Origin of the sequence: Stenotrophomonas sp. GD03877, assembly GCF_029840555.1 — a bacterium.
Lineage (GTDB): Bacteria > Pseudomonadota > Gammaproteobacteria > Xanthomonadales > Xanthomonadaceae > Stenotrophomonas > Stenotrophomonas geniculata.
This window is the reverse complement of the sequence record NZ_JAOCCT010000013.1, coordinates 68859-91805: the sequence shown is the minus strand read 5'-3', so window position 1 is coordinate 91805 and position 22947 is coordinate 68859. Positions and strand designations below refer to the sequence as shown.

Annotated in this window: 17 protein-coding genes; 10 read left to right on the top strand and 7 right to left on the bottom strand. The window is 64.9% G+C overall.

The window, feature by feature from the left end; all coding sequences use genetic code 11:
* Positions 1 to 94 precede the first annotated feature (94 nt).
* Entirely contained in the window at positions 95 to 1264 is a 1170-nt protein-coding gene (locus N5D20_RS11850; RefSeq protein WP_049436108.1) for a class I SAM-dependent rRNA methyltransferase, read from the bottom strand.
* Positions 1265 to 1637: 373 nt separating this feature from the next.
* Here N5D20_RS11850 and N5D20_RS11845 point away from each other — a divergent pair, with 373 nt between their 5' ends.
* The gene (locus N5D20_RS11845; protein ID WP_010487446.1) at positions 1638 to 2600 is read left to right on the top strand and encodes a TerC family protein; all 963 of its coding nucleotides are present in this window, start codon (positions 1638 to 1640) and stop codon (positions 2598 to 2600) included.
* A 106-nt stretch (positions 2601 to 2706) separates the two neighbouring features.
* Positions 2707 to 3477, top strand: coding sequence for a rhomboid family intramembrane serine protease (locus N5D20_RS11840; RefSeq protein WP_197579265.1), 771 nt, complete (start codon positions 2707 to 2709; stop codon positions 3475 to 3477).
* A 109-nt stretch (positions 3478 to 3586) separates the two neighbouring features.
* On the opposite strand, the gene N5D20_RS11835 is transcribed toward N5D20_RS11840, so the two are convergent.
* The 6 genes from N5D20_RS11835 to rpmH form a co-directional block, all read right to left on the bottom strand.
* On the bottom strand, positions 3587 to 4702 hold the full coding sequence (locus tag N5D20_RS11835; RefSeq protein WP_197579266.1) for a glycerophosphodiester phosphodiesterase: 1116 nt from the start codon (positions 4700 to 4702) through the stop codon (positions 3587 to 3589).
* Positions 4703 to 4839: 137 nt separating this feature from the next.
* Positions 4840 to 6189, bottom strand: a complete 1350-nt coding sequence (gene mnmE, locus N5D20_RS11830) for a tRNA uridine-5-carboxymethylaminomethyl(34) synthesis GTPase MnmE (protein ID WP_197578849.1) — start codon at positions 6187 to 6189, stop codon at positions 4840 to 4842.
* Positions 6190 to 6192: 3 nt separating this feature from the next.
* A complete protein-coding gene (locus N5D20_RS11825) occupies positions 6193 to 8865 on the bottom strand; it encodes a polysaccharide deacetylase family protein (RefSeq protein WP_197578848.1) in 2673 nt (890 codons plus the stop codon).
* Positions 8866 to 8980: 115 nt separating this feature from the next.
* Positions 8981 to 10696, bottom strand: coding sequence for a membrane protein insertase YidC (yidC, locus tag N5D20_RS11820; protein ID WP_043397705.1), 1716 nt, complete (start codon positions 10694 to 10696; stop codon positions 8981 to 8983).
* A complete protein-coding gene (gene rnpA / locus N5D20_RS11815; protein ID WP_021203275.1) occupies positions 10696 to 11190 on the bottom strand; it encodes a ribonuclease P protein component in 495 nt (164 codons plus the stop codon). Before rnpA ends, yidC begins: the two co-directional genes overlap by 1 nt.
* A gap of 5 nt (positions 11191 to 11195) precedes the next feature.
* The gene (rpmH, locus tag N5D20_RS11810; RefSeq protein WP_005411729.1) at positions 11196 to 11336 is read right to left on the bottom strand and encodes a 50S ribosomal protein L34; all 141 of its coding nucleotides are present in this window, start codon (positions 11334 to 11336) and stop codon (positions 11196 to 11198) included.
* A 255-nt stretch (positions 11337 to 11591) separates the two neighbouring features.
* On the opposite strand from rpmH, the gene dnaA reads away from it, so the two are divergent.
* The 8 genes from dnaA (at position 11592) to N5D20_RS11770 (ending at position 22869) form a co-directional block, all read left to right on the top strand.
* Positions 11592 to 12923, top strand: a complete 1332-nt coding sequence (dnaA, locus tag N5D20_RS11805; protein ID WP_005411730.1) for a chromosomal replication initiator protein DnaA — start codon at positions 11592 to 11594, stop codon at positions 12921 to 12923.
* Between the two features lie 275 nt (positions 12924 to 13198).
* Positions 13199 to 14299, top strand: coding sequence for a DNA polymerase III subunit beta (dnaN, locus tag N5D20_RS11800; protein ID WP_005411731.1), 1101 nt, complete (start codon positions 13199 to 13201; stop codon positions 14297 to 14299).
* A gap of 980 nt (positions 14300 to 15279) precedes the next feature.
* Positions 15280 to 16374 (top strand): DNA replication/repair protein RecF, encoded by a 1095-nt coding sequence (gene recF / locus N5D20_RS11795; protein ID WP_126929271.1) that lies wholly within the window; start codon positions 15280 to 15282, stop codon positions 16372 to 16374.
* 112 nt (positions 16375 to 16486) lie between these two features.
* A complete protein-coding gene (gene gyrB, locus N5D20_RS11790) occupies positions 16487 to 18946 on the top strand; it encodes a DNA topoisomerase (ATP-hydrolyzing) subunit B (RefSeq protein WP_049436120.1) in 2460 nt (819 codons plus the stop codon).
* Between the two features lie 67 nt (positions 18947 to 19013).
* Positions 19014 to 19859: a CPBP family intramembrane glutamic endopeptidase gene (locus N5D20_RS11785; protein WP_054172881.1), complete on the top strand. Its 846-nt coding sequence runs from the start codon at positions 19014 to 19016 to the stop codon at positions 19857 to 19859.
* Positions 19860 to 19930: 71 nt separating this feature from the next.
* Positions 19931 to 20737 (top strand): M48 family metallopeptidase, encoded by an 807-nt coding sequence (locus N5D20_RS11780; protein WP_197578847.1) that lies wholly within the window; start codon positions 19931 to 19933, stop codon positions 20735 to 20737.
* Between the two features lie 132 nt (positions 20738 to 20869).
* On the top strand, positions 20870 to 22057 hold the full coding sequence (locus N5D20_RS11775) for a tetratricopeptide repeat protein (RefSeq protein ID WP_032128511.1): 1188 nt from the start codon (positions 20870 to 20872) through the stop codon (positions 22055 to 22057).
* A 254-nt stretch (positions 22058 to 22311) separates the two neighbouring features.
* Positions 22312 to 22869, top strand: coding sequence for an energy transducer TonB (locus tag N5D20_RS11770; protein WP_180836271.1), 558 nt, complete (start codon positions 22312 to 22314; stop codon positions 22867 to 22869).
* Positions 22870 to 22947: the final 78 nt, after the last annotated feature.

Below are 22947 nucleotides of genomic sequence, written 5' to 3'. Positions count from 1 at the left end.
GGGGCGCCATTCTCACGAACGCATCGCAATGCGCGGAAAGCTGGCCGCCGGGCAGTGGACATGATTCATGCCCGGCGAACGCAGAAGCCGACCGTCAATCCACCACGCGGCAGAACACGGCCTTCAGGTAACGCGATTCCTGCACGTGGGCCATGAACGGATGGTCCGGACCCGCACCAGCAACCTTCAGGATCTGGATCGTGCGACCGGAGAAATAGGCCGCGCGGCGCAGCATGTCGAGGAACTGGTCCTCGGCCACCAGGCCCGTGCAGGAGAACGTGGCGAACAAGCCGCCCGGCTTCACCACGCCCAGCGCCAGCTTGTTCATGTCCAGGTACTTCTTCAGCGCGGTGATGACCTGGTCGCGGTCGCGGGTCATCTTCGCCGGGTCCAGGATCACCACGTCGTACTGCTCGCCGCGGTTGGCGGCATCGCGCAGCCACGGGAAGATGTCGGACTGGACGAACTTCGGGCGCACGTTGTTCAGGCGCGAATTGCCCTTGGCGATCTGGATGACGTCTTCATCGATGTCGATGCCGACCACGTCCGAAGCACCACGCGCCGCCGCATACACGGCGAAACCACCGGTGTTGCAGCACAGGTCCAGCACGCTCTTGCCTTCCACCTGCTGGCTCAGCCACTCACGGTTCTCGCGCTGGTCGGCGAAGAAACCGGTCTTGTGCGCACCGGCCGGGTCGGCGCGGAACTTGATGCCGTACTCGGTGATCACCGACGCTTCGGTGGTGGTGTTGCCGTGGAAGTCGAAGCTTTCCTGCTTCTGCACGTGCTCGTCGGCGAAGCTGTGGAAGCGGCAACCCGGGAACTGTTCGCGCAGGGCGTCATAGATCCACTCGCGGTGGCGGAACATGCCGGCGGCGAAGAACTCGACCACCACCAGGTCGCCGTAGCGGTCGACCACCAGGCCGGACAGGCCGTCGCCTTCGCTGTGCACCACGCGCCAGGCATCGGAGACCGCATCGAGCTTGAGCACCTCACGGCGCAGCGACACCGCCTGGGCGATCTTGCGCGAGAACCAGCCGGCATCCACCGGCACGTTCTGATCGGTTTCGAGGATGCGCACGGCGATGCGCGAGTGCCCGTTGTAGAACCCGCGGCCAATGAACTCACCATCGATGCCGACCACGTCGACGATGGAACCGGGCTTGGGCCGGACGGTCGGCTTCTCGACCAGTTTCTGGAAGATCCACGGGTGGCTGGAACGCCACGCATTCTTGAGGCGGACAATCGGAAGGGGGGTATTCATCCACCTATTGTAAACCGGGCGCCGGGGTCAGATTCCCGTAGGGGCTCTGCCCCCGGCCGGTATGCCAACCAACGTTGGCATCTACCAGAGCGGGGGTGCGGAGCCCGGTTGGGGACTCGACCCCAGTGCAGGGGCATTTGACGGCGGCCCGGCCAGGCCGCAGAATCGGCGTCAGAAGGGGAGTAGCTCCCAGACGTTGTCGCCGTCATTTCGAGCCCGCAGGCTCCGGTGCAACGGCAGTTCCAGCCGACTGGGACTGCGAGCGAGACCTTCGCCGTACTGGCGAAGCTCTGTCCCTGGATCCCCCTCCCGATCCTCCGTTGCAGATCCTCGCCGTCCGGCCTGGCATTCATCTTTCCAACGGACATTCCCAATGCAGACGATCGGTAACGTGTGGTTGTGGGGCGGCTTCGCAGCGGTGGTGGTCATCGCCCTGCTGGTCGACCTCGTGTTGATGCGCCATGGTGGACCGCACAAGGTCACCTTCAAGGAGGCCCTGTGGTGGTCCATCGGCTGGGTCGCGCTGGCCCTGCTGTTCAATGCGGGCCTCTGGTACTACCTGAATGAGACTGCAGGCCAGGTGGTGGCCAACAAGGTCGGCCTCGAATTCCTGACCGGTTACCTGGTCGAGAAGGCGCTGGCAGTCGACAACATCTTTGTCTTCCTGATGATCATGAGCTACTTCGCAGTGCCGGAAGAACAGCGCCAGAAGGTGCTGATCATCGGCATCCTGGGCGCGATCGTGCTGCGTACGATCATGATCTTCGCCGGTAGTGTGCTGATCAGCCAGTTCCATTGGCTGCTCTACGTGTTCGGTGCCTTCCTGCTGTTCACCGGCTGGAAGATGTGGTTCGCCGCCGGCCAGGAGCCGGACCTGGAGACCAACCCGGCCCTGCGCTGGATGCGCAAGCACCTGCGCCTGCTGCCGGACTACGCTGGCAACGCGCTGAGCGTGAAGCGTGATGGCGTGCGCTGGTTCACCCCGCTGTTCGCGGTGCTGATCCTGATCGCAGTCACCGACGTGATCTTCGCGGTGGACAGCATCCCGGCGATCTTCGCGATCACCACCGACCCGTTCATCGTGCTCACCTCCAACGTGTTCGCGGTGCTGGGCCTGCGTGCGATGTTCTTCCTGCTGGCCGGCATGGCCGACCGCTTCCACCTGCTGCCGTATGGCCTGGCGCTGGTGCTGGGCTTCATCGGCATCAAGATGATGATCATCGACCTGTTCAAGATCCCGACCCCGGTGTCGCTGGGCGTGGTCGCGGTGATCATCGCCGCCACCGTGGTGCTGAGCCTGAAGTACCCGCCGAAGGAAGGCGAAGGCCAGGCCTGAGCCTGAGCCGCTGGATGGCGCGGCCGGTGGGATTGTCCCGCCGGCCGTTTCCACTCTCCCGCCGCGGTGGCCTTGGTTTCGCGCCAACCACCGCCATTGCTGAGGTATGAACAACAACGCGCCCCTGCCCGCTGGCGACGTGCCGGCCCCCCGCAATGACCGCTCGCGCATCCTGCGGGCGTTCAATGTCAGCCTGGCCGCCGTGCTGGTGCTGGTGGCCGTGTTCGCCCTGCAGGGCACGTTCGACTGGCGGCCGTGGGCCGTGGCACCGCTGGAAGCCAAGGGCCTGCTCGGCCTGATCGGCGGCCCGATGCTGCATGCCTCGGTCGAGCACATAGTCGCCAACAGCATTGCGGTCCTGATCCTCGGCACGCTGGCCGGCAGCGTCTACCCGAAAGCCACCGTTCGCGCGCTGCCCCTGCTGTGGCTGGGCTCGGGCATCGGCGCGTGGATGCTGGGCAATCCGGGCAGCGTGCACCTGGGCGCCAGTGGCGTGACCCATGGCCTGATGTTCCTGCTGGCCAGCCTGGGCCTGCTGCGCCGTGATCGTGCGGCGATCGCCACTGGCCTGATCGGCATGCTGTTCTACGGCGGCATGCTGATGACCATCCTGCCGCACGCCGATGGCGTGTCCTGGCAGTCGCACATGGGCGGCGCCTTCGCCGGCATCATCGCCGCGCTGCTGTTCCGCAACGCCGACCCGCTGCCGCCGCGCCCGCGCTACAGCTGGGAAGACGAAGAAGAAGACATCGAACCGCTGGCCGACGACGAGCTGGAGCCGCCGTCACCGCAACGCGTGCCGGTGCTGTGGCAGCCGCGCGAAGGACAGGATTACGTGGTGATTCCGTTCCGCCGCCCGGACGAGCCGCGCGGTTGAGGTGACGGTAGTGCCGGCCGCTGGCCGGCAATCTCATGAGCCGGTAGTGGCCGACCTTGGTCGGCACTCCTGCCGTGTGCCAACCAAGGTTGGCATCTACCAGAGCCCGTCAGTTCGCCGCATTCCCGGCCGCACCCATCCCATCCACCGCCTGCCGGCCCAGTGCCGGGTCATCGGTGAAGAACGCATCGATGCCGGTGGCCAGGTAGGCACGCATTTCGGCGATCGATCCCTCTGCATTGCGCGCGTTGTCGGCACCCTTGCGCAGGTTGCTGGCCTGGAAATGGTTCTCCGGGCGGAACGTGTACGGAATCACCATCAGGCCCACCGCATGCGCATCGCGCACCAGCGTGGTCGGCGTGCCCAGTACGCCCTTGTCATCCAGCGGAATGATCGAGCGCAGCTCCGGGCCGATGCTGTCGGCGTAGCTGGCGATGTCCTTCAGTCTGGCCGGCGTCATCATCTGCGCGTAGGTCAGCGTGCCACCGGCCTTGGCGATGTCGGCCGGCTGGGTATCGCCCTTCCACAGCAGCTGCAGCAGGCGGATGTTGCTGCCGCGCGGGATCTTGCCGCGCAGGTAGCGCAGGTTGGCGGTCTCGAACGACTGGATGGTGACCGGGCCGACGTTGGTATAGGCGTTGCCACGCAGCGCGGCCAGTAGTTTGTCTTCCATCGGCAGGCTGATCGACTGGAAGTAGGTCGGGTGCTTGATCTCCGGCACCAGGCCGATGCCGCGGTTGGCGCGGCCGGCCTGCTGGACCAGGAAGGCCAGGATCTCGTCCAGGCTGGCGATGCGGAACTGGCCGTCGTAGGCGGTGCTGCGCAGCTCCGGCAGGCGCTCGCGCGCGTACAGGGTCTTCAGCTCGGCCAGGGTGAAGTCTTCGGTGAACCAGCCGTCGACCTTCTGCCCGTCGATGACCTTGCTGGTGCGGCGGCTGGCGAACTCCGGATGCGAGGCGACATCGGTGGTGCCACCGATCTCGTTCTCGTGGCGTGCAACCATCACCCCGTCCTTGGTCATCACCAGGTCCGGTTCGATGTAGTCGGCGCCATCGGCGATCGCCTGGGCGTAGGCCGCCAGGGTGTGCTCCGGCAACAGCGCGCTTGCCCCGCGATGGCCGTAGACCGACACCTTGTGCGCGGCCGGGGTGGAGGATTCAGCACTCATGGCCACCGATGGTGCCACGGCCAGCGACAACAGCAACGCACAACCCCACGACTTCACTGCGACTTCCCCAAGCGGTATGTGATGGGCGTCAGTATGCGGCGGCAATGTGACAGGTGGGGGAAGCCGGTCCCTGTAGAGCCGAGCCCATGCTCGGCTGTTCTACCCGCCAGCCGAGCATGGGCTCGGCTCTACAGTTACTTGCCGATGCAGAAACTGGAGAAGATCCTTCCAAGCAGGTCATCGGCACTCATCTGCCCGGTGATCTCGCCCAGCGCGTCATGCGCCAGCCGTAGTTCCTCAGCAGCCAGTTCCAGGTGCTCATGCGCCAGCTCGCCATCGGCGCGCTGCGCGTGTTCCTGCGCACGCTCGATTGCATCCACATGCCGCGTGCGCGCCGAGAACTCGCCATCCACCTGCTCCCCTGCCCCGGCCGATGCGATCGAACGCAGGCGCGCGTGCAGATCCTCCAGGCCGGCACCGGTCGCAGCGGAGACGAACACGCGGTCCGGATCGTCCAGCGCCGGCAGCACATCGAGCAGATCCGATTTGTTGTGGATGTAGACCTTGTGCGGCACCGCTGCCACGGCCTCGCCCAGCGCGGCTTCACCCGCAGCGGGATCGCGCGCATCCAGCACGATCAGGGCCAGGTCGGTGCGCTCGATCTCCACATGGGCGCGGCGCATGCCTTCGCGTTCGATGGCGTCACCGCCGTCGCGCAGGCCGGCGGTGTCGACCAGTGTCAGCTCCAGGCCATCCAGGCGGATGGTCTCGCGCAGGGTGTCGCGGGTGGTGCCGGCGATGTCGGTAACGATGGCGCGTTCGCTGCCGGCCAGTGCGTTCAGTAGTGAGCTCTTGCCGGCATTCGGCGGACCGATCAGCACCGCGTGCAGGCCATCGCGCAGGCGGCGGCCACGTTCGGCGTCGCGGCGCAGAATGGCCAGATCGCTGCGCGCCTGTTCCAGGCCACGCCGCACCTGCGCACCACCGAGGGTATCCAGCGGTTCGTCGGCGAAGTCGATGGCCGCTTCCACGTGGATGCGCAGCAGCACCAGCTGTTCGACCACTGCGTCGATGCGGCGCGAGAACACGCCATCCAGCGAGCGGCGTGCAGCGCGCGCGGCGCGATTGTCGCCGGCCGCGATCAGGTCGGCGATGGCTTCGGCCTGGGCCAGGTCGAGCTTGCCGTTGAGGAACGCGCGTTCGCTGAACTCGCCCGGCCGCGCCTGGCGCGCACCGAGCGCGATGCAGCGCGCGACCAGTTGCTGCAGCAGGACCGGACTGCCGTGGCCCTGCAGTTCCACCACTTCCTCGCCGGTGAAGCTGTTCGGCGCCGGGAACCACAGCACGATGCCATCGTCGATCACCTCATCGTCGGCATCGCGCAGGCGTGCGTAGTGCGCATGGCGCGGGCGCAGCGTGGGCGCACCCAGCGCGTTGGCGATGGCCGCCGCGCGCGGGCCAGACAGGCGCAGCAGGCCTACACCGCCAGCACCCGGTGCGCTGGCAATGGCGACGATGGTGTCAGTGCGAAAGGTATCGTCCATCGCTCAGAGCTTCTCCAGCTGCGTGCGTGCCTGCGCGGCTCCGCTGCCCTGCGGCTGCAGCGCCAGGTAGGTGGTGTAGGCCTGCTTCGCCTTGGTCTTGTCGCCCGCGTTGAAGTAGGCGTCGCCCAGGTTGAGATAGGCCACGGCACGCGAGGGGTCGATCTTCAGCGTGTTCTCCAGCCAGCGTGCGGCTTCGGCGTAGCGCTGCTGGCGGTAATAGACGAAGCCGAGGTTGTTGGCAGCCTGGGCGAAGTCCGGACGCAGCTTCAGCGCCTCGGTGAACTGCGCCACCGCCTCGTCGTACTGCTTCTCGCGGTACAGCTGCAGGCCACGGTCATTGGCCTGCTGCGCGCGCTGGCGATCCGACGCCGGTCCGGCAGTAGGCACCACCAGCTTGGCCTTGCCGCCCTGCAGGTCGGCCACGGTCACCGGTGCCTGGCTGCCCTTGGCTTCGCTGGCAGCCTCGACCTTGTTGTTCAGTGCGATCGCATCGGCGGTCAGCTGGCGCGTATCGGCATTGAGGAACTCCTGGCTGTCCGGCACCTGGAACACGAACTCCCCGCCCTGCGAACCGGGCAGGCTGCCGAAGGCCGGCGTCTGGTGCGAAACGGCCGAGACGGCCGGCGCCACGTAGGCGGCCAGTTCGGTACCGGTGATCAGGCCGTCGCCGTTGAGGTCGCCCTTGCCGGCCAATGCCTGCAGCAGCACCCAGGTGAACACCGAGTGGCCGTTCGGGCCGGCATCGGCCACCTGCTGGTCGGCACCGCCGGCGGTCAGCATCTGCCGCGCGCTGCGACGCGCGTTCTCGCGCAGGAACGACGACGACGACGGGCCGCCACGGGTCAGGCCCAGGCCGCTGTAGCAGGCATCCATCACGAACATCACGTGCTTGGCCTGCATGCTCTCGGCGATGTTCTGGATGTCGGTCATCGCGATCGCGTCGGTGGCGAATTCCTTCGGGTCCGAATCAACCGGGATGATGTAGCCGAGGTCACGCCCGGAGGAGAGCTGGCGGGTGGCGCCATGGCCGGCGAAGAACACGAACACACGGTCGTTTTTTCCGGTGCGGTCGTCGGCCAGGCGGTCGTGGAAGGCGGCCAGGATGTTGTTGCGGGTGGCCTGCTCGTTCTTCAGCACGATCACCTGCGAGGACGGGAAGCCGAACTGCCCGGTCAAGGTATCGGCCACCGCCTGCGCGTCGTGGCTGGCGTATTCCAGCTTCGGCCACTTGGCGTAGTTGTCGATGCCGACCACGATCGCCCACGACTTCTCGTAGCCGGTGGTGACGGTGGCTGCGCTGGTGTCACCCTTGCGCGCACGGGCCACGGTGAAATCGCGGCCGTTCCAGCCAGCGAACTGGTAACCATCGGCGATCAGCCGGTCGAGGATCTGCGGCAGCGCCTTCACCGCACGGTCGTGGATATCATGGAACAGGATGATGCCGCGCTGTTCCTTGTTCACCTGGTCGAGCACGCGCTGCACGATCGATTCCGGCACCGGGTCGGCCCAGTCCATCGAATCGATGTTCCACATGATCGACTTCAGGCCGGCTTCGTTGAGCAGCTGCAGGCCTTCGGCGTTGCGCGCGCCATAGGGGAAGCGGAACAGCGGCGCGCGCTTGCTGTCGACATCCTTCAGCAGCGTGTCGGTGTCGAGCACCTGCTGGCGCAGCGCATCACCGGTGGTGCGCGAGAGTTGGGCGTGGGTCAGGCTGTGGTTGCCCACCGCATAGCCCTCTTCCATCAGGTTGCGGCTGATCTTGGCCATCGGGCCGAGGCTGACCTTGCCATCAGCCTCGACCTTGCCGAGGTTGCGGCCCACTTCAAAGAACACGCCCGGCACGTCGTAGCGCTTGAGGATGGCCACCACTTCATCGGTATAGGCCTTGTGCGGGCCATCGTCGAAGGTCAGCACCACGGTCTTGGCCGGCAGGTCGCGGCCGAAGATCTCGCGATCGCTGTCCTTCATCGACATCGGGTACGGCTCGATCACGCCGTAGTCGCGCAGGATCGCTTCGCGGCTGTAGTCCTTGTGCAGGTGGGCGATGTAGTCCTCCCACTTCTCGCGCTTCAGCTCGATGGCGCGGGTGCGCTCGAAGCGGCTGAAGATGCGGGTCAGTTCCTGGTTGTAGTTGCGCTCGATCTCATCAAGCGCTTCCAGGTCCTCGCCGATGCGCTGGTGCAGCTTCACCGCCGGCAGCGACGAGTCAGTGCCAACGCGCTCATGCAGGTCACGCAGCACTTCGCGGAAGGCCAGGCGGTCGGCGTCGAACAGTTCCGGCGCCGACTCGATGTAGTCCAGCACGGTACCGAGGGTGGCGAAGCGCTGGGCGCTGGAACCGCGCAGCAGCGTATCGAACTGCGCGGCGATGGCCGTGCGCTGTTCCAGCCCATCGTGGAACAGCTGCTGGCCCACGCGCGTGGAGGTACCGCGGTCGGCGGCCGACTGCTGGTCCTCGTCGGCCAGCAGCACGATGATCCGGCGGTAGCCGTCGAGCTGCTTCTGCAGCGCGGCCAGCAACGGCGCCGCGGCGGGATCGGCGGCGGCCGCGGCCTGCGCGCTGGGCTGGGTGACGGTGGTCGCCGGCGCCTTCGCATCCTTGTCGCCGCAGCCGGCAACGACCAGGGTCAACAACAGCGAGGGCAGGAACAGGCGGAACGACGACGCACGCGGCATGGCGGACTCAATGGATGCAGGATCGGTGTGCCGGCGATTCTAACGCCGGATGCGAAAAGCCCGCCTTGCGGCGGGCTTCTGCTGGGGTCAGCCGGCCAGCGGCCGGCTCTACCGATTACTTCTTTTTGACCGGAGCCGGCGCGGTGGTGGCCGGGACCGGCTCGCCGCCATGGCGCTTGGTCATCCACCACTGCTGCAGCAGGCCCAGGCCGCCGTTGACCACCCAGTACAGGACCAGGCCGGACGGCATGAAGGCCATCATGACGCCGAACACCAGCGGCATGAACTGCATCATCTTCTGCTGCATCGGGTCCATGCCCGGTGCCGGGGTCAGCTTCTGGGTGAACCACATCACTGCCACGTTGATCACCGGCAGGATGAAGTACGGGTCGCGTGCGGTCAGGTCCTGGATCCAGCCGAACCAGGGCGCCTGGCGCAGTTCGACCGATTCCACCAGCACCCAGTACAGGGCGAAGAAGATCGGCATCTGGATGAGGATCGGCAGGCAGCCGCCCATCGGATTGATCTTTTCCTTCTTGTACAGCTCCATCATCGCGGTCTGGAACTTCTGGCGGTCATCGCCATAGCGTTCCTTCAGCTGCGCGATGCGCGGCTGGAAGCGACGCATCTTGGCACCGCTCTTGTACTGGGTCGCCGACAGCGGGTACAGCACCAGCTTCAGCAGCACCACCAGGCCGACGATCGCCCAGCCCCAGTTGCCAACCAGCTTGTGCACCTGGTTCAGCACCCAGAACAGGCCCTGGCCGATCACCGCCATCATCGAGAAGCGGCTGTAGTCGACCACGCGGTCCAGGCCCGGCACGTCTTCCTTGGCGATCAGGTTGACCAGCTTCGGGCCGACCCACAGGCGGGCTTCGGTGCTGGTGGACTGGCCCGGGGCCACGGTGAAGGCCGGGCCGCGCGCTTCGATCAGGTCACGACCGGCCACCTGCGACAGCACGTAGTGTGCGGTCTGGTCCTTCTGCGGGATCCAGGCAGTGAAGAAGTGGTGCTGCAGCATCGCCAGCCAGCCACCGGTGATGTTCTGGTTCAGCGTGCCGTCTTCCAGGTAGTCCTTGAACGCACGACGCTGGTACTTCTTGTCGTTGTCGTACCAGGTGGCGCCGTTGAAGCTGAAGGAATCCGGATTGGTCATGCTCCGCGACAGGATGGTCGGGGTGCGGTCCAGGGTGCGGTAGACGTAGCCGTTCCAGGGAGCGGCACCAGTGTTGCTGACTTCGTCCTTGAAGCGCACGGCGTACTCGTTGCGCGAGACGGTCAGGGTGCGCTTGATGGTCACGCCGTTGTCGGCAGTCCACACGAACGGGATCTGCAGCTCGTTCTGGCCCTTGGCCAGCACGAAGTCCTTGGTGTCACCCACCAGCTTGAAGCCGTCAGCGCCGGGGACCGGGGTGTTCTTGTCTTCGCTGGCCCAGCCACTGATCGCGCTGTAGGGATGCGCGGGGTCTTCGGTCAGCAGGCGGACCGGCGGGCTGCCTTCGTCCTTGGTCTGCGGGAACTGCAGCAGCTCGGCGTCGAGCACGCGGCCGCCATCGAGCACCAGGCGCAGGACGTCGGTGGTGACGGTCACGCGCTGGCTGGCCGGGGTGGCGCTGGCCTGCGCCTGCACGGCGGCCTGGCCGGGCGCACCCGGAACCTGGGCGCTGGGGATGGCGCCCGGGGTTGCGCCCGGAACGCTCTGTGCAGCGGCCGGGGCCGACGTGGTCGTCGGTGCCGGGGTCGGAGCAGCCTTTTCACGGCTCCACTCCATCCACAGCAGCACGGCCACCATCAGCCAGGCAAAAATGAGGAATACGCGGGTCTGGTTCATCAGCGGACAGGCTCGGCGGGGCCGGGACGCGATGCCGGCTCGGTCAAAGAAGGAGTTGCGATGCCATCAGGCGGCGGCATTGTGCCGTCCACGCCCGGCGTGGGCAATGCACGCAGGCGACGCAGCAGGCGCAGGAAGGCCTGGCGGATCTCGTCGTTGCTGGCGGAACGCGCAGCACTTCGAGCCACGACGACAAAGTCGCCTGGCTGGATGTCGGTACGTGTCTGACGCAGGATGTCGCGCAGGACGCGCTTGATCCGGTTACGCCCAACGGCGTTCGGATCAACCTTGCGGGAAACCGCCAGACCCAGCCTGGCCGGCCGGTCAGCCGGCAGCCAGTGCAGGGTCATCAGCGGATCGGACACACGGCGGGCGCCGTTGAAGACCGTTGAATATTCGGCACGCGTGCGAACCCGCGCAGAGCGAGGGAATCGCTTGCGCGGGTCTGCAGTATTCACTGTCGAAGGGATTGCGTCTGCCGCGATGTGCGGCATGGCAATCAGGCGCTCAGGACTTTGCGGCCCTTGGCGCGGCGACGCGACAGGATCTTGCGGCCGTCAGCGGTCTTCATACGGGCACGGAAGCCGTGGTCGCGCTTACGCTTGAGGTTGCTGGGCTGGTAGGTGCGCTTCGTGGCCATTGGGGGCCTCTCGTATGAATGGGACGGAAAGAACCGGAAATTCTAGAGAGGTACCCCGCCCCAAGTCAACCCCTGGCAGCTACGCGAATTCACTGGGCTGTGCAATAGCTGTGGATGTTTTTGTGAATAAGTAGGGGACAAGCATTCCGAAGGCGGGCGCTCGGTGGTAGTCTGAGCCATCCATTTCCCCCCTTTCCGGCCTGTGTTTGGGCGCCTTGTCGCGTCCATGCCCCGGCCACCGGACGATTATTGCTGATGGATGCTTGGTCCCGTAGTCTCGAGCGCCTCGAAGCGGAGTTCCCGCCGGAAGACGTTCATACCTGGTTGAAGCCACTGCAGGCCGATCTGCGCGTGGACAGCCTGGTGCTGTATGCACCGAATGCCTTCATCGTCGACCAGGTCCGCGAGCTGTACCTGGCCCGGATCCGCGAACTGCTGGCGCATTTCGCCGGTTTCAGCGACGTTTTTCTTGAAATCGGCTCGCGCCCGCGTCCCGTGGAGGCGCAGAACGCGCCGGTTTCCACGCCCTCGGCGCATGTGTCCAGTGAACCGCAGGTACCGTTCGCCGGCAACCTGGACAATCACTACACGTTCGCCAACTTCGTCGAAGGCCGCAGCAACCAGCTGGGCCTGGCCGCCGCCTTCCAGGCAGCGCAGAAGCCGGGCGACCGCGCGCACAACCCACTGCTGCTGTACGGAGGCACCGGCCTGGGCAAGACCCACCTGATGTTCGCCGCCGGCAACGCCATGCGCCAGGCCAATCCGGGCGCGAAGGTGCTGTACCTGCGTTCGGAACAGTTCTTCAGCGCGATGATCCGGGCCCTGCAGGAAAAGACCATGGATCAGTTCAAGCGCCAGTTCCAGCAGGTGGACGCGCTGCTGATCGATGACATCCAGTTCTTCGCGGGCAAGGACCGCACGCAGGAAGAGTTCTTCCACACCTTCAACGCGTTGTTCGATGGCAAGCAGCAGATCATCCTGACCTGCGACCGCTATCCGCGCGAGGTCGAAGGCCTGGAAGCGCGCCTGAAGTCGCGGCTTGCCTGGGGCCTGTCGGTCGCGATCGAACCGCCGGACTTCGAGACCCGCGCCGCGATCGTGCTGGCCAAGGCACGCGAACGCGGTGCCGAGATTCCCGATGATGTTGCGTTCCTGATCGCCAAGAAGATGCGCTCCAACGTGCGCGACCTCGAAGGTGCGCTCAATACCCTGACCGCCCGCGCCAATTTCACCGGCCGCGCGATCACCACCGAATTCGCCCAGGAAACCCTGCGCGACCTGCTGCGCGCCCAGCAGCAGGCGATCAGCATTCCCAACATCCAGAAAACCGTTGCCGACTACTACGGCCTGCAGATCAAGGATCTGCTGTCGAAGCGTCGGACCCGTTCGCTGGCACGTCCGCGCCAGGTCGCCATGGCCCTGACCAAGGAACTGACCGAGCACAGCCTGCCCGAGATCGGCGATGCCTTTGCCGGTCGCGATCACACCACGGTGCTGCATGCCTGCCGTCAGATCCGGACCCTGATGGAAACCGACGGCAAGCTCCGCGAGGACTGGGACAAGCTGATCCGGAAGCTGAGCGAATGATGCACGGATGCCGATGAGGCGTCATCGCACAAAACGGTGCAGAATCCGGTAGCAAGCGCGGGACACGTTGTGGATAAAAATGGCGTTTGAAATCGCGCCGAATTTATCCACAGCTTTCCCCACCCCCTGGGGGTCGGTAATACAGAGGGTTTCGAGGTCTGAAATTCTTTTATTTACAAAGACTTAGCGTTGTTTTCCAGCGATTCTGTCTCTACCAGCACCACCAAGCTTTTGATTTATTCCACATTTTTTAAAGCATAGGGGCACGGAACCACATGCGTTTCACACTGCAGCGCGAAGCCTTTCTCAAGCCGTTGGCACAGGTCGTCAACGTGGTCGAACGCCGCCAGACCCTTCCGGTTCTGGCCAATTTCCTGGTCCAGGTGCAGAACGGCCAGCTGTCGCTGACCGGTACCGACCTGGAAGTGGAGATGGTGTCGCGGATCGCGGTTGAAGATGCTCAGGACGGCGAAACCACCATTCCCGCCCGCAAGCTGTTCGAGATCATCCGCGCCCTGCCCGATGGCAGCCGGATCACTGTCTCGCAGACCGGTGACAAGATCACCGTGCAGGCTGGTCGCAGCCGCTTCACGCTGGCGACCCTGCCCTCCAATGACTTCCCTTCGGTTGACGAAGTGGAAGCCACCGAGCGCGTAGCCATCGGCGAAGCGACCCTCAAGGAGCTGATCGAGCGCACCGCGTTCGCAATGGCCCAGCAGGACGTTCGGTACTACCTCAACGGTCTGCTGTTTGACCTGCGCGGTGACGCCCTGCGTACCGTTGCCACCGACGGCCACCGCCTGGCTCTTTGTGAAACCGACCTGGCCAAGCCCAGCGGTTCCAAGCGCCAGATCATCGTGCCGCGCAAGGGCGTGACCGAACTGCAGCGCCTGCTGGAGAGCGGCGATCGCGAGATCGAGCTGGAAGTCGGCCGCAGCCACGTCCGCGTCAAGCGCGACGATGTCACCTTCACTTCGAAGCTGATCGATGGCCGTTTCCCGGACTACGAAGCGGTGATCCCGATCGGTGCCGACCGCGAAGTGAAGGTGGATCGTGAAGCACTGCGTGCCTCGCTGCAGCGCGCCGCGATCCTGTCCAACGAGAAGTACCGCGGCATTCGCGTGGAAGTCTCGCCGGGCAACCTGAAGATCAGCGCGCACAATCCGGAACAGGAAGAAGCCCAGGAAGAGATCGAAGCCGACACAACGGTCAGCGATCTGGCCATCGGCTTCAACGTGAACTACCTGCTGGATGCCCTGTCTGCCCTGCGCGACGAGGAAGTGATCATCCAGCTGCGCGACTCCAACTCCTCGGCGCTGGTGCGTGAATCCAGCAGCGAGAAGTCGCGCCACGTGGTGATGCCGCTGCGTCTCTGACGGAAACGCTGTTTCACGTGGAACCCAGAAGCGCCCGGGACCTCCCGGGCGTTTTTTTATGTTCCACGTGGAGCATTGTCGAAACGGATCGGAGAAATCCCGGACGTGCCCTGCTCCGCCCCAGACCAACCCGATCTCGCTTGCTCTAAGCAACTCGGGATCCAGGACGCTGGGAATTCGCCTTGCAGTGCTCGTCGGGCTCCATGCGATTGGGGATCTGGCAGCGAGCGCTTCACATATCCCACTTCGCTGTCCTGATCTTCAATGCTGGAAGCAGCAGATCATCTTCCGCGGGAGGAGGTCCTCCGCTTCTGCGAACGGCACTGTCCACAGGCCGGCACGGAGGCAATTTTGGGCAATCCTAGCTTCTAAATCTGGGTATAAATCTAAAGCATGGTGGTGATGGTAGAGCCAGATTTCGTGGAAAAATGCACTATCTATTTGTTTTTAAAGATATTTATGAGCCTGAAACCCCCTGTATAGAGGGCCCTCGGGCTGGGGGGGAACCTGTGGATAGTTTTCACCGCGGATCAAAAGAGCTTTTTTATCCACAGATTGCCCATACCTTGTGTATAAGTCATACATACCTCCTGTGGACAGCGTGGAACGAGCGTCCTGAATTTCTTGAAATCTGTGGAACCCTCCAGGGCATCGGATCGCAGATTTGAAGGAATCGGCGGGGTCATCCGTCGGAACCACCCGCGAGGTGTCCCGCAATGGCCCTTCAGTGCTCGTGAAATCGGCGAAATCTGAGGGCCTGAACCCTGGAACCCCGCGCAGATTTGAAGAAATTTCGGGCCGTTCCAGCCCGGCACGCGCGGGAGCGTCACCCGCATTCCACGTGGAACGGGTCCATCGATGGGTGCAGAAGCTGCACCTTCGGCTCGACCGGCCTGCCCCCGCGCCCGGCTTGACCGATGCAGTAAGCTGATGGATTCCCTGCCCCTCTACCGCCTCGTGCGGATGGTCTTTCGCGCCCCATGCAGATCCGCCGCCTCGCCTTGCATCAACTGCGTCGCTTCAGTGCGGTGGACCTGTCGCCCCAGCCGGGATTGAACCTGCTGACCGGCGACAACGGTGCCGGCAAGACCAGCGTGCTCGAAGCCCTGCACCTGATGGCCTATGGGCGCAGCTTCCGTGGTCGAGTGCGCGACGGTCTGGTGCGCCAGGGCCAGGAAGCGCTGGAAATCTTCGTGGAATGGGACGAACAGCGTGCCAATCACCCGCCCCACCGCCGAAAGGCCGGGTTGCGCCACAGTGGCCAGGACTGGAAGGGGCGATTGGACGGCGAAGATGTCGCGCAGCTGGGTAATCTCTGCGCAGCGCTGGCCGTGGTGACGTTCGAGCCCGGGAGCCATGCACTGGTCAGTGGCGGTGGCGAACCCCGCCGCCGCTTCCTCGATTGGGGCTTGTTCCACGTGGAACCGGATTTTCTATCCCTGTGGCGCCGCTACTCCCGGGCGCTGAAGCAGCGCAATGCCCTGCTCAAGCAGGGCGGGCCGTCGCGGATGCTCGATACCTGGGATCACGAGCTGGCCGAGGCCGGGGAACCGCTGACCAGCCGCCGCCAGCACTACCTGGAGCGTCTGCAGCAGCGCACGGTGGCTTTGGCCGCCAGCCTGGCGCCGCAACTGGGCATCCAGGGACTGGAACTGAGCCCCGGTTGGCGGCGGCATGAGCTTCCCTTGGCCGATGCCCTGCTTCTGGCCCGGGAACGCGACCGGCAGGCCGGGTATACCTCGGTCGGCCCGCACCGGGCGGACTGGAGTGTGGATTTCCACAGCATTCCGGGGCGTGATGCACTGTCCCGCGGCCAGGCCAAGCTGACGGCATTGGCGTGCCTGCTGGCACAGGCCGAGGACTACGCGGAACAGCGCGGCGAATGGCCGGTGATCGCGCTGGATGATCTGGCTTCGGAACTGGATCGCACCCACCAGGCGCGGGTATTGGAGCGCCTGCTCAATGGCCCGGCACAGATCTTCATCACCGCCACCGAAACCCCGGCGGCGCTGCAGGAGCTGACCCACATCGCCCGGTTCCACGTGGAACATGCACAGATCGTGGCTGTGCCATAGTGGGCACACCAGGGCCGCTCGACCCCGGCTGGTATAATTCGGGTTGGAATCCTTTCATTCTCGGCGCATCGCCCCAAGCGGTGGCCGACCTGCGGAGCCTACGGCAAGCGCAATGAGCGACGAACAGAACACCCCGGCAAACAACGGCAATTACGACGCCAACAGCATTACCGCCCTGGAAGGCCTGGAGGCTGTCCGCAAGCGTCCAGGCATGTACATCGGCGACGTGCATGACGGTACCGGTCTGCACCACATGGTGTTCGAGGTCGTCGACAACTCGATCGACGAAGCGCTGGCCGGCCACGCCGACCATGTTGCAGTGACGATCCACGCCGACGGCTCGGTCTCGGTGTCCGACAACGGCCGCGGCATTCCGACCGGCAAGCACGAGCAGATGAGCGCCAAGCTCGGCCGCGAAGTGTCTGCGGCCGAAGTGGTCATGACCGTCCTGCACGCGGGCGGCAAGTTCGACGACAACAGCTACAAGGTTTCGGGCGGCCTGCACGGCGTCGGCGTCAGCGTGGTCAACGCGTTGTCGCAGAAGCTGCTGGTGGACGTGTTCCAGAACGGTTCCCACTACCAGCAGGAATTCAGCAACGGCGCAGCCGTGACCGCGCTGGCCAAGCTGGAAGCCACCACCAAGCGCGGCACCACCGTGCGTTTCTGGCCGTCCACCGTCGCCTTCCACGACAACGTGGAGTTCCACTACGACATCCTGGCCCGCCGCCTGCGCGAGCTGTCGTTCCTGAACTCCGGCGTCAAGATCGTCCTTGCCGACGAGCGTGGTGATGGCCGTCGCGATGATTTCCACTACGAAGGCGGCATCCGCAGCTTCGTGGAGCATCTGGCCCAGCTGAAGACTCCGCTGCACCCGAACGTCATCTCGGTCACCGGCGAGCACAACGGCATCGTGGTGGACGTGGCGCTGCAGTGGACCGACTCCTATCAGGAGACGATGTACTGCTTCACCAACAACATTCCGCAGAAGGACGGCGGCACTCACCTGGCCGGTTTCCGCGGTGCGTTGACCCGTGTGCTCAACAACTACATCGAGCAGAACGGCATCGCCAAGCAGGCCAAGATCAACCTGACCGGCGACGACATGCGCGAAGGCATGATCGCGGTGCTGTCGGTGAAGGTGCCGGACCCGAGCTTCTCCAGCCAGACCAAGGAAAAGCTGGTCAGCTCCGACGTGCGTCCGGCGGTGGAAAATGCCTTCGGTGCGCGCCTGGAAGAGTTCCTGCAGGAAAACCCGAACGAAGCCAAGGCGATCGCCGGCAAGATCGTCGATGCCGCTCGTGCACGTGAAGCCGCGCGCAAGGCCCGCGACCTGACCCGCCGCAAGGGCGCGCTGGATATCGCCGGCCTGCCGGGCAAGCTGGCCGACTGCCAGGAAAAGGATCCGGCACTGTCCGAACTGTTCATCGTCGAGGGTGACTCGGCAGGTGGCTCGGCCAAGCAGGGCCGCAACCGCAAGAACCAGGCGGTGCTGCCGCTGCGCGGCAAGATCCTCAACGTGGAGCGCGCGCGTTTCGACCGTATGCTGTCCTCCGACCAGGTCGGTACGCTGATCACCGCGCTGGGCACCGGCATCGGCCGTGACGAGTACAACCCGGACAAGCTGCGGTACCACAAGATCATCATCATGACCGACGCCGACGTCGACGGCGCCCACATCCGCACCCTGCTGCTGACGTTCTTCTACCGTCAGATGCCGGAGCTGATCGAGCGCGGTTACGTCTACATCGGCCTGCCGCCGCTGTACAAGATCAAGCAGGGCAAGCAGGAGCTGTACCTGAAGGATGATCCGGCGCTGGACAGCTACCTGGCCAGCAGCGCAGTGGAAAACGCTGCACTGGTGCCGGCCACCGGCGAGCCCGGCATCGAGGGCCTTGCGCTGGAGAAGCTGCTGCTGACCTACGCGGCCGCGCTGGATTCGATCGAGCGCAACGCACATCGCTACGACCGCAACCTGCTTGAAGCGCTGGTCGACTTCGTACCGATGGACCTGGAAAGCCTGCGCGCTGCCGGCGAAGGTGAAGGACTGGACGCACTGGCCAAGCGCCTCAACCAGGGCAGCCTGGGCAGCCCGCGCTTCACGCTGGAACTGCAGGAAGCCAACGACGAGCGCCCGGCCGCTGTGCTGGTGACCCGTCGCCACATGGGCGAACAGCACATTCAGGTGCTGCCGATGTCGGCCTTCGAAAGCGGCGAGCTGCGCGCGATCCACCAGGCATCGAAGCTGCTGCACGGTCTGGTCCGCGAAGGCGCGACCATTTCCCGCGGTGCCAAGTCGATCGAAGTCGACAGCTTTGCCAAGGCACAGAACTGGCTGCTCGAGGAGGCCAAGCGCGGCCGCCAGATCCAGCGATTCAAGGGCCTGGGTGAAATGAATCCGGAGCAGCTGTGGGACACCACGGTGAATCCGGAAACCCGTCGACTGCTGCAGGTGCGCATCGAAGACGCTGTCGCTGCTGACCAGATCTTCAGCACGCTGATGGGCGATGTCGTCGAACCGCGTCGCGACTTCATCGAAGACAACGCGCTGAAGGTCGCAAACCTGGATATCTGACACAATCGGGACACGGCCGGTGCGCGGGGAGGCGCGCCGGCCTTCGACTCTTGAACACAGGTACCTGATGTCCGCATCCGCCCCGGTTTCCGCTCCGCCCCCGGTTCCGCCGGCTTCTGCCGCGCCGCGTGCCGTTTCGCCGTTGGCGGGGTTCTTCATCGACCTGGGCATCGCCGCCGTCACTCTGTTCGGCCTGAGCCTGATCAGCGGCCTGCTGTGGGGCCTGTACCGTGGCGTGGTGGTCGGTTACGCGAACGCGCAGGCCGGCGCTGGCGCACCCGAGGCCAGTTCGGTAGCGGCGTCACTGGGCCAGCCCGGCGCGCTTGCGCAGATTCTCATGGCGCTGTTTGCCACCGGCGGCGCCGCGCTGCTGCTGTACTTCTGGCGACGGCCGGCCAACGCGGCCGAGCGCCACGCGTCGCGCCAGGCGCTGCGCCGTCCCTCCACCTGGGGCTGGACCCTGCTGGTGGCGACTCTGATCGTGCTCGGCAGCAATGGCATCGCCTTCCTGGCCAAGCAGTTCGGTATCGAGCCGGTCCCCACCAACCTGGCGCTGATGCAGAGCGCGATCGCGCGCTTCCCCTTGTTCCTGGTGCTGTTCGCGGTAGTACTGGCACCGGCCTACGAGGAGCTGCTGTTCCGCCGCGTGCTGTTTGGCCGCCTGTGGAAAGCCGGGCGCCCGTGGCTGGGCGTGGTACTGAGCAGCCTTGCTTTCGCCCTCATCCATGAAATCCCTGGCACCAGCGCCAACGGCCCGGCCGAGATCGCGCAGCTGTGGCTGGTCTATGGCGGCATGGGTGCCGCGTTCTGCTGGTTGTACCAGCGCACCGGTACGCTCTGGGCCGCGATCGCCGCGCACGCGCTGAACAACGGCGTGGCGCTTGCCGCACTTGTGTTCTTCGGGGCAACGTAACGCCGTGTCCGCTTGACGAAAGATTAAGCCGTTACGCTACACACTGCGCATATGAACACGGGGGTGGATCCATGAAACAACTGCTGCTGGCCTTTGTCATCACCACCCTGGTCAGCGCCTGCGCGACCACGACCTCCCCTACCGGCCGCCGGCAGATGGTGGGCGGGGTGTCGCAGGCGCAGCTGGATCAGCTCGGCGCACAGGCGTTCGCCGAAACCAAGCAGAAGGAAAAGATCAGCACCGACGGCCGCCAGAACGGCTACGTGCAGTGCGTGGTCAATGCCCTGGTCGCGCAGTTGCCGCCTCAATACCGTGGCGTACGGTGGGAGACGGCGGTGTTCGTCGACAAGGAGCCCAACGCCTTCGCCCTGCCCGGCGGCAAGGTCGGCGTGAACACCGGCATCTTCACCGTCGCCAAGAACCAGGATCAGCTGGCTGCCGTAATCGGCCATGAAATCGGCCACGTCATCGCCCGCCACCACGAGGAGCGCATCACCCGGCAGATGGGCGCGCAGACCGGGCTGGCCGTGCTCGGTGCGCTGGCCGGCGCGGCGTACGGCGAAGGCGCTGCCAGCACCGTCAACCAGCTCGGTGGCATGGGCGCGCAGACCGCCTTCCTGCTGCCCGGTTCACGCACCCAGGAAAGCGAGGCCGACGTGATCGGCCAGCGACTGATGGCCCAGGCCGGCTTCAACCCGGCGCAGGCGGTCGACCTGTGGCAGAACATGATGGCCGCCAGTGGCGGTCGCAGCCCACAATGGCTGTCCACCCACCCTGACCCAGCCAACCGGATCCAGGAACTGCGACGCGATGCACCGGCTTTGACACCGGTCTATCAGCAGGCGCAGGCGGCCGGGCTGCGGCCAAAGTGCGGATGAGTGCGCATTTCTATGCTGTATTGCAGCACATAAAACGATTTCTCACGCCATCTGTTTCTGATACGTTTGGCGGCTCAGATTTTTCTGACAGTCCGACTTTGCCGCTAACCGGCGGTTCGATCGAGGTGAACGATGATTTTCCGTAACCACAAAGCTGTGCTTTCCGTCCTCGTCGCGACCGCCCTGACCGGCGCCGTGGTCACCGATGCCTTCGCGCAGTCCTCGCGTTCCTCCGAGCGTGGCAACCGCGGCGGCAAGCAGGCCAAGGCCGAAGCGCTGTACCCGAACGCGACCCGCGAGGAGCCGACCGTCAAGGCTTCGGCCAAGCTGGGCAGCAAGCTGCAGAAGATGATCGACAGCTACAACAAGGAAAAGTTCCCGGAGACGCGCACGCAGGCCGACGCGATCCTGGCTGACAGCGCCGCGAACGAGTACGACAAGTCGCTGGCCGCGCAGCTGGCCTCGCAGGCCGCCTACCAGACCGACGACACCCCGGCTGCCGTTGCCTACCTGAAGCAGGTCCTGCAGTTCAACGGCCTGGACAACAACGGCCACTTCCAGTCGATGCTGATGCTGGGCCAGCTGCAGCTGCAGGAAGACCAGACCGCCGAAGGCCTGGCGACCCTGGACAAGTACTTCGCCGAGAGCAAGTCGACCAAGCCGGAAGAACTGATCGCCAAGGGACAGGCGCTGTACCAGCTGGAGCGCTACCAGGAAGCGATCCCGGTGCTGAAGCAGGCCATCGCCGGCGCCACCGAACCGAAGGACAACTGGAACCAGCTGCTGATGGCGGCCCTCTCCGAAGCCGGCCAGTCCGGTGAAGCGGTGAAGGAAGCCGAGGCACTGGCCGCCAAGAACCCGAACGACAAGAAGGCCCAGCTGAACCTGGCCAGCATGTACATGCAGGCCGATCAGATGGAGAAGGCGGCCGCGGTGATGGACAAGCTGCGCAGCAGCGGCCAGCTCACCGAAGAGCGCGAGTACAAGCAGCTGTACTCGATCTATGCCAACACCGAACACAAGGAAAAGGACGTCATCGCGGTCATCAACGAAGGGTTGCAGAAGGGCATCCTGAAGCCGGATTACCAGGTCTACCTGGCGCTGGCCCAGTCCTACTACTACTCGGACCAGGTGCCGCAGGCGATCGATGCGTGGCAGAAGGCTGCCCCGCTGTCCAAGGACGGTGAGACCTACCTGAACCTGGCACGCGTCCTGCATGCCGAAGGTCGCATCCCGGAGGCCAAGCAGGCCGCCCAGCAGGCGCTGGCGAAGGGTGTGAAGAACCAGGCTGATGCCAAAAAAATCATCAACCTGAAGTAAGTAGGAATAACGCCTGAATGCCTGCACAGTTGATGCGCAGGCGCTCAGGATTGGTATAAGCTTGGAGGTTCCTGCGGTGTCATGCACCGCTGATCAGGGATTCCGCCCCCGGCATCCCGGCCCCACTATTGAGCTCTTGGCGCATGACGGAACAACTAGTCGTTCACCGGTACGAACAACCCGATGACAAGGGGCTGAGCTGGCCTCGCATCGTCGGCATCGCGTTTGTAATTGCCCTGCATCTGGCCGCGTTCATGATGCTCCTGATCCCCGCCGTGGCTCCCAAGGCCGTGGCTGAGAAGGAGCGCAACGTCATGGTGACGATCGTCGACGCCCCGCCGCCGCCGCCCCCGCCGCCGCCGCCGCCGCCGCCGACCGATACTCCGCCGCCGCCGGTGAAGAATCTGTCGCCGCCGAAGCCGTCGCCGGTCCCGCCGCCGCCGCAGGCGCCGGTCGTGGATGTGCCGGAACCGCGCCCAAGCGATATCGTCACCCCGCCGTCGCCTCCGTCGCCGCCGGCTCCGCCGACCTCGATCGAGGCCAGCGTGGACATCTCGTCGAAGGCCATGAATCCGCCGCGCTACCCGCCGGCAGCCTTCCGCGCTGGTATCCAGGGCGAAGTGATCCTGATCATTGATGTCGATGCCAGCGGCAACGTCACCAATGTCACGGTGGAAAAGTCCAGCCGTAACCGCGACCTGGACCGTGCTGCGATGGAAGCAGCTCGCAAGTGGCGCTTCAACGCCGCTGAATCTGGCGGTAAGAAGGCGGCAGGTCGCGTTCGCGTCCCGGTCAACTTTGCGCTGAACTGATGCGACCGGGTGGCCGCCTGGCCACCCCCGCTCCCAGTTCGATTGTTTAGCTTAGCTACACCCTTTATCACCACACAC

Coding starts and splice junctions, on each gene's coding strand:
- N5D20_RS11850 (WP_049436108.1), bottom strand. CDS start 1,264: ATGAATACCCCCCTTCCGATTGTCCGCCTCAAGAATGCGTGGCGTTCC.
- N5D20_RS11845 (WP_010487446.1), top strand. CDS start 1,638: ATGCAGACGATCGGTAACGTGTGGTTGTGGGGCGGCTTCGCAGCGGTG.
- N5D20_RS11840 (WP_197579265.1), top strand. CDS start 2,707: ATGAACAACAACGCGCCCCTGCCCGCTGGCGACGTGCCGGCCCCCCGC.
- mnmE (WP_197578849.1), bottom strand. CDS start 6,189: ATGGACGATACCTTTCGCACTGACACCATCGTCGCCATTGCCAGCGCA.
- N5D20_RS11825 (WP_197578848.1), bottom strand. CDS start 8,865: ATGCCGCGTGCGTCGTCGTTCCGCCTGTTCCTGCCCTCGCTGTTGTTG.
- yidC (WP_043397705.1), bottom strand. CDS start 10,696: ATGAACCAGACCCGCGTATTCCTCATTTTTGCCTGGCTGATGGTGGCC.
- rnpA (WP_021203275.1), bottom strand. CDS start 11,190: ATGCCGCACATCGCGGCAGACGCAATCCCTTCGACAGTGAATACTGCA.
- rpmH (WP_005411729.1), bottom strand. CDS start 11,336: ATGGCCACGAAGCGCACCTACCAGCCCAGCAACCTCAAGCGTAAGCGC.
- dnaA (WP_005411730.1), top strand. CDS start 11,592: ATGGATGCTTGGTCCCGTAGTCTCGAGCGCCTCGAAGCGGAGTTCCCG.
- dnaN (WP_005411731.1), top strand. CDS start 13,199: ATGCGTTTCACACTGCAGCGCGAAGCCTTTCTCAAGCCGTTGGCACAG.
- recF (WP_126929271.1), top strand. CDS start 15,280: ATGCAGATCCGCCGCCTCGCCTTGCATCAACTGCGTCGCTTCAGTGCG.
- gyrB (WP_049436120.1), top strand. CDS start 16,487: ATGAGCGACGAACAGAACACCCCGGCAAACAACGGCAATTACGACGCC.
- N5D20_RS11785 (WP_054172881.1), top strand. CDS start 19,014: ATGTCCGCATCCGCCCCGGTTTCCGCTCCGCCCCCGGTTCCGCCGGCT.
- N5D20_RS11780 (WP_197578847.1), top strand. CDS start 19,931: ATGAAACAACTGCTGCTGGCCTTTGTCATCACCACCCTGGTCAGCGCC.
- N5D20_RS11775 (WP_032128511.1), top strand. CDS start 20,870: ATGATTTTCCGTAACCACAAAGCTGTGCTTTCCGTCCTCGTCGCGACC.
- N5D20_RS11770 (WP_180836271.1), top strand. CDS start 22,312: ATGATGCTCCTGATCCCCGCCGTGGCTCCCAAGGCCGTGGCTGAGAAG.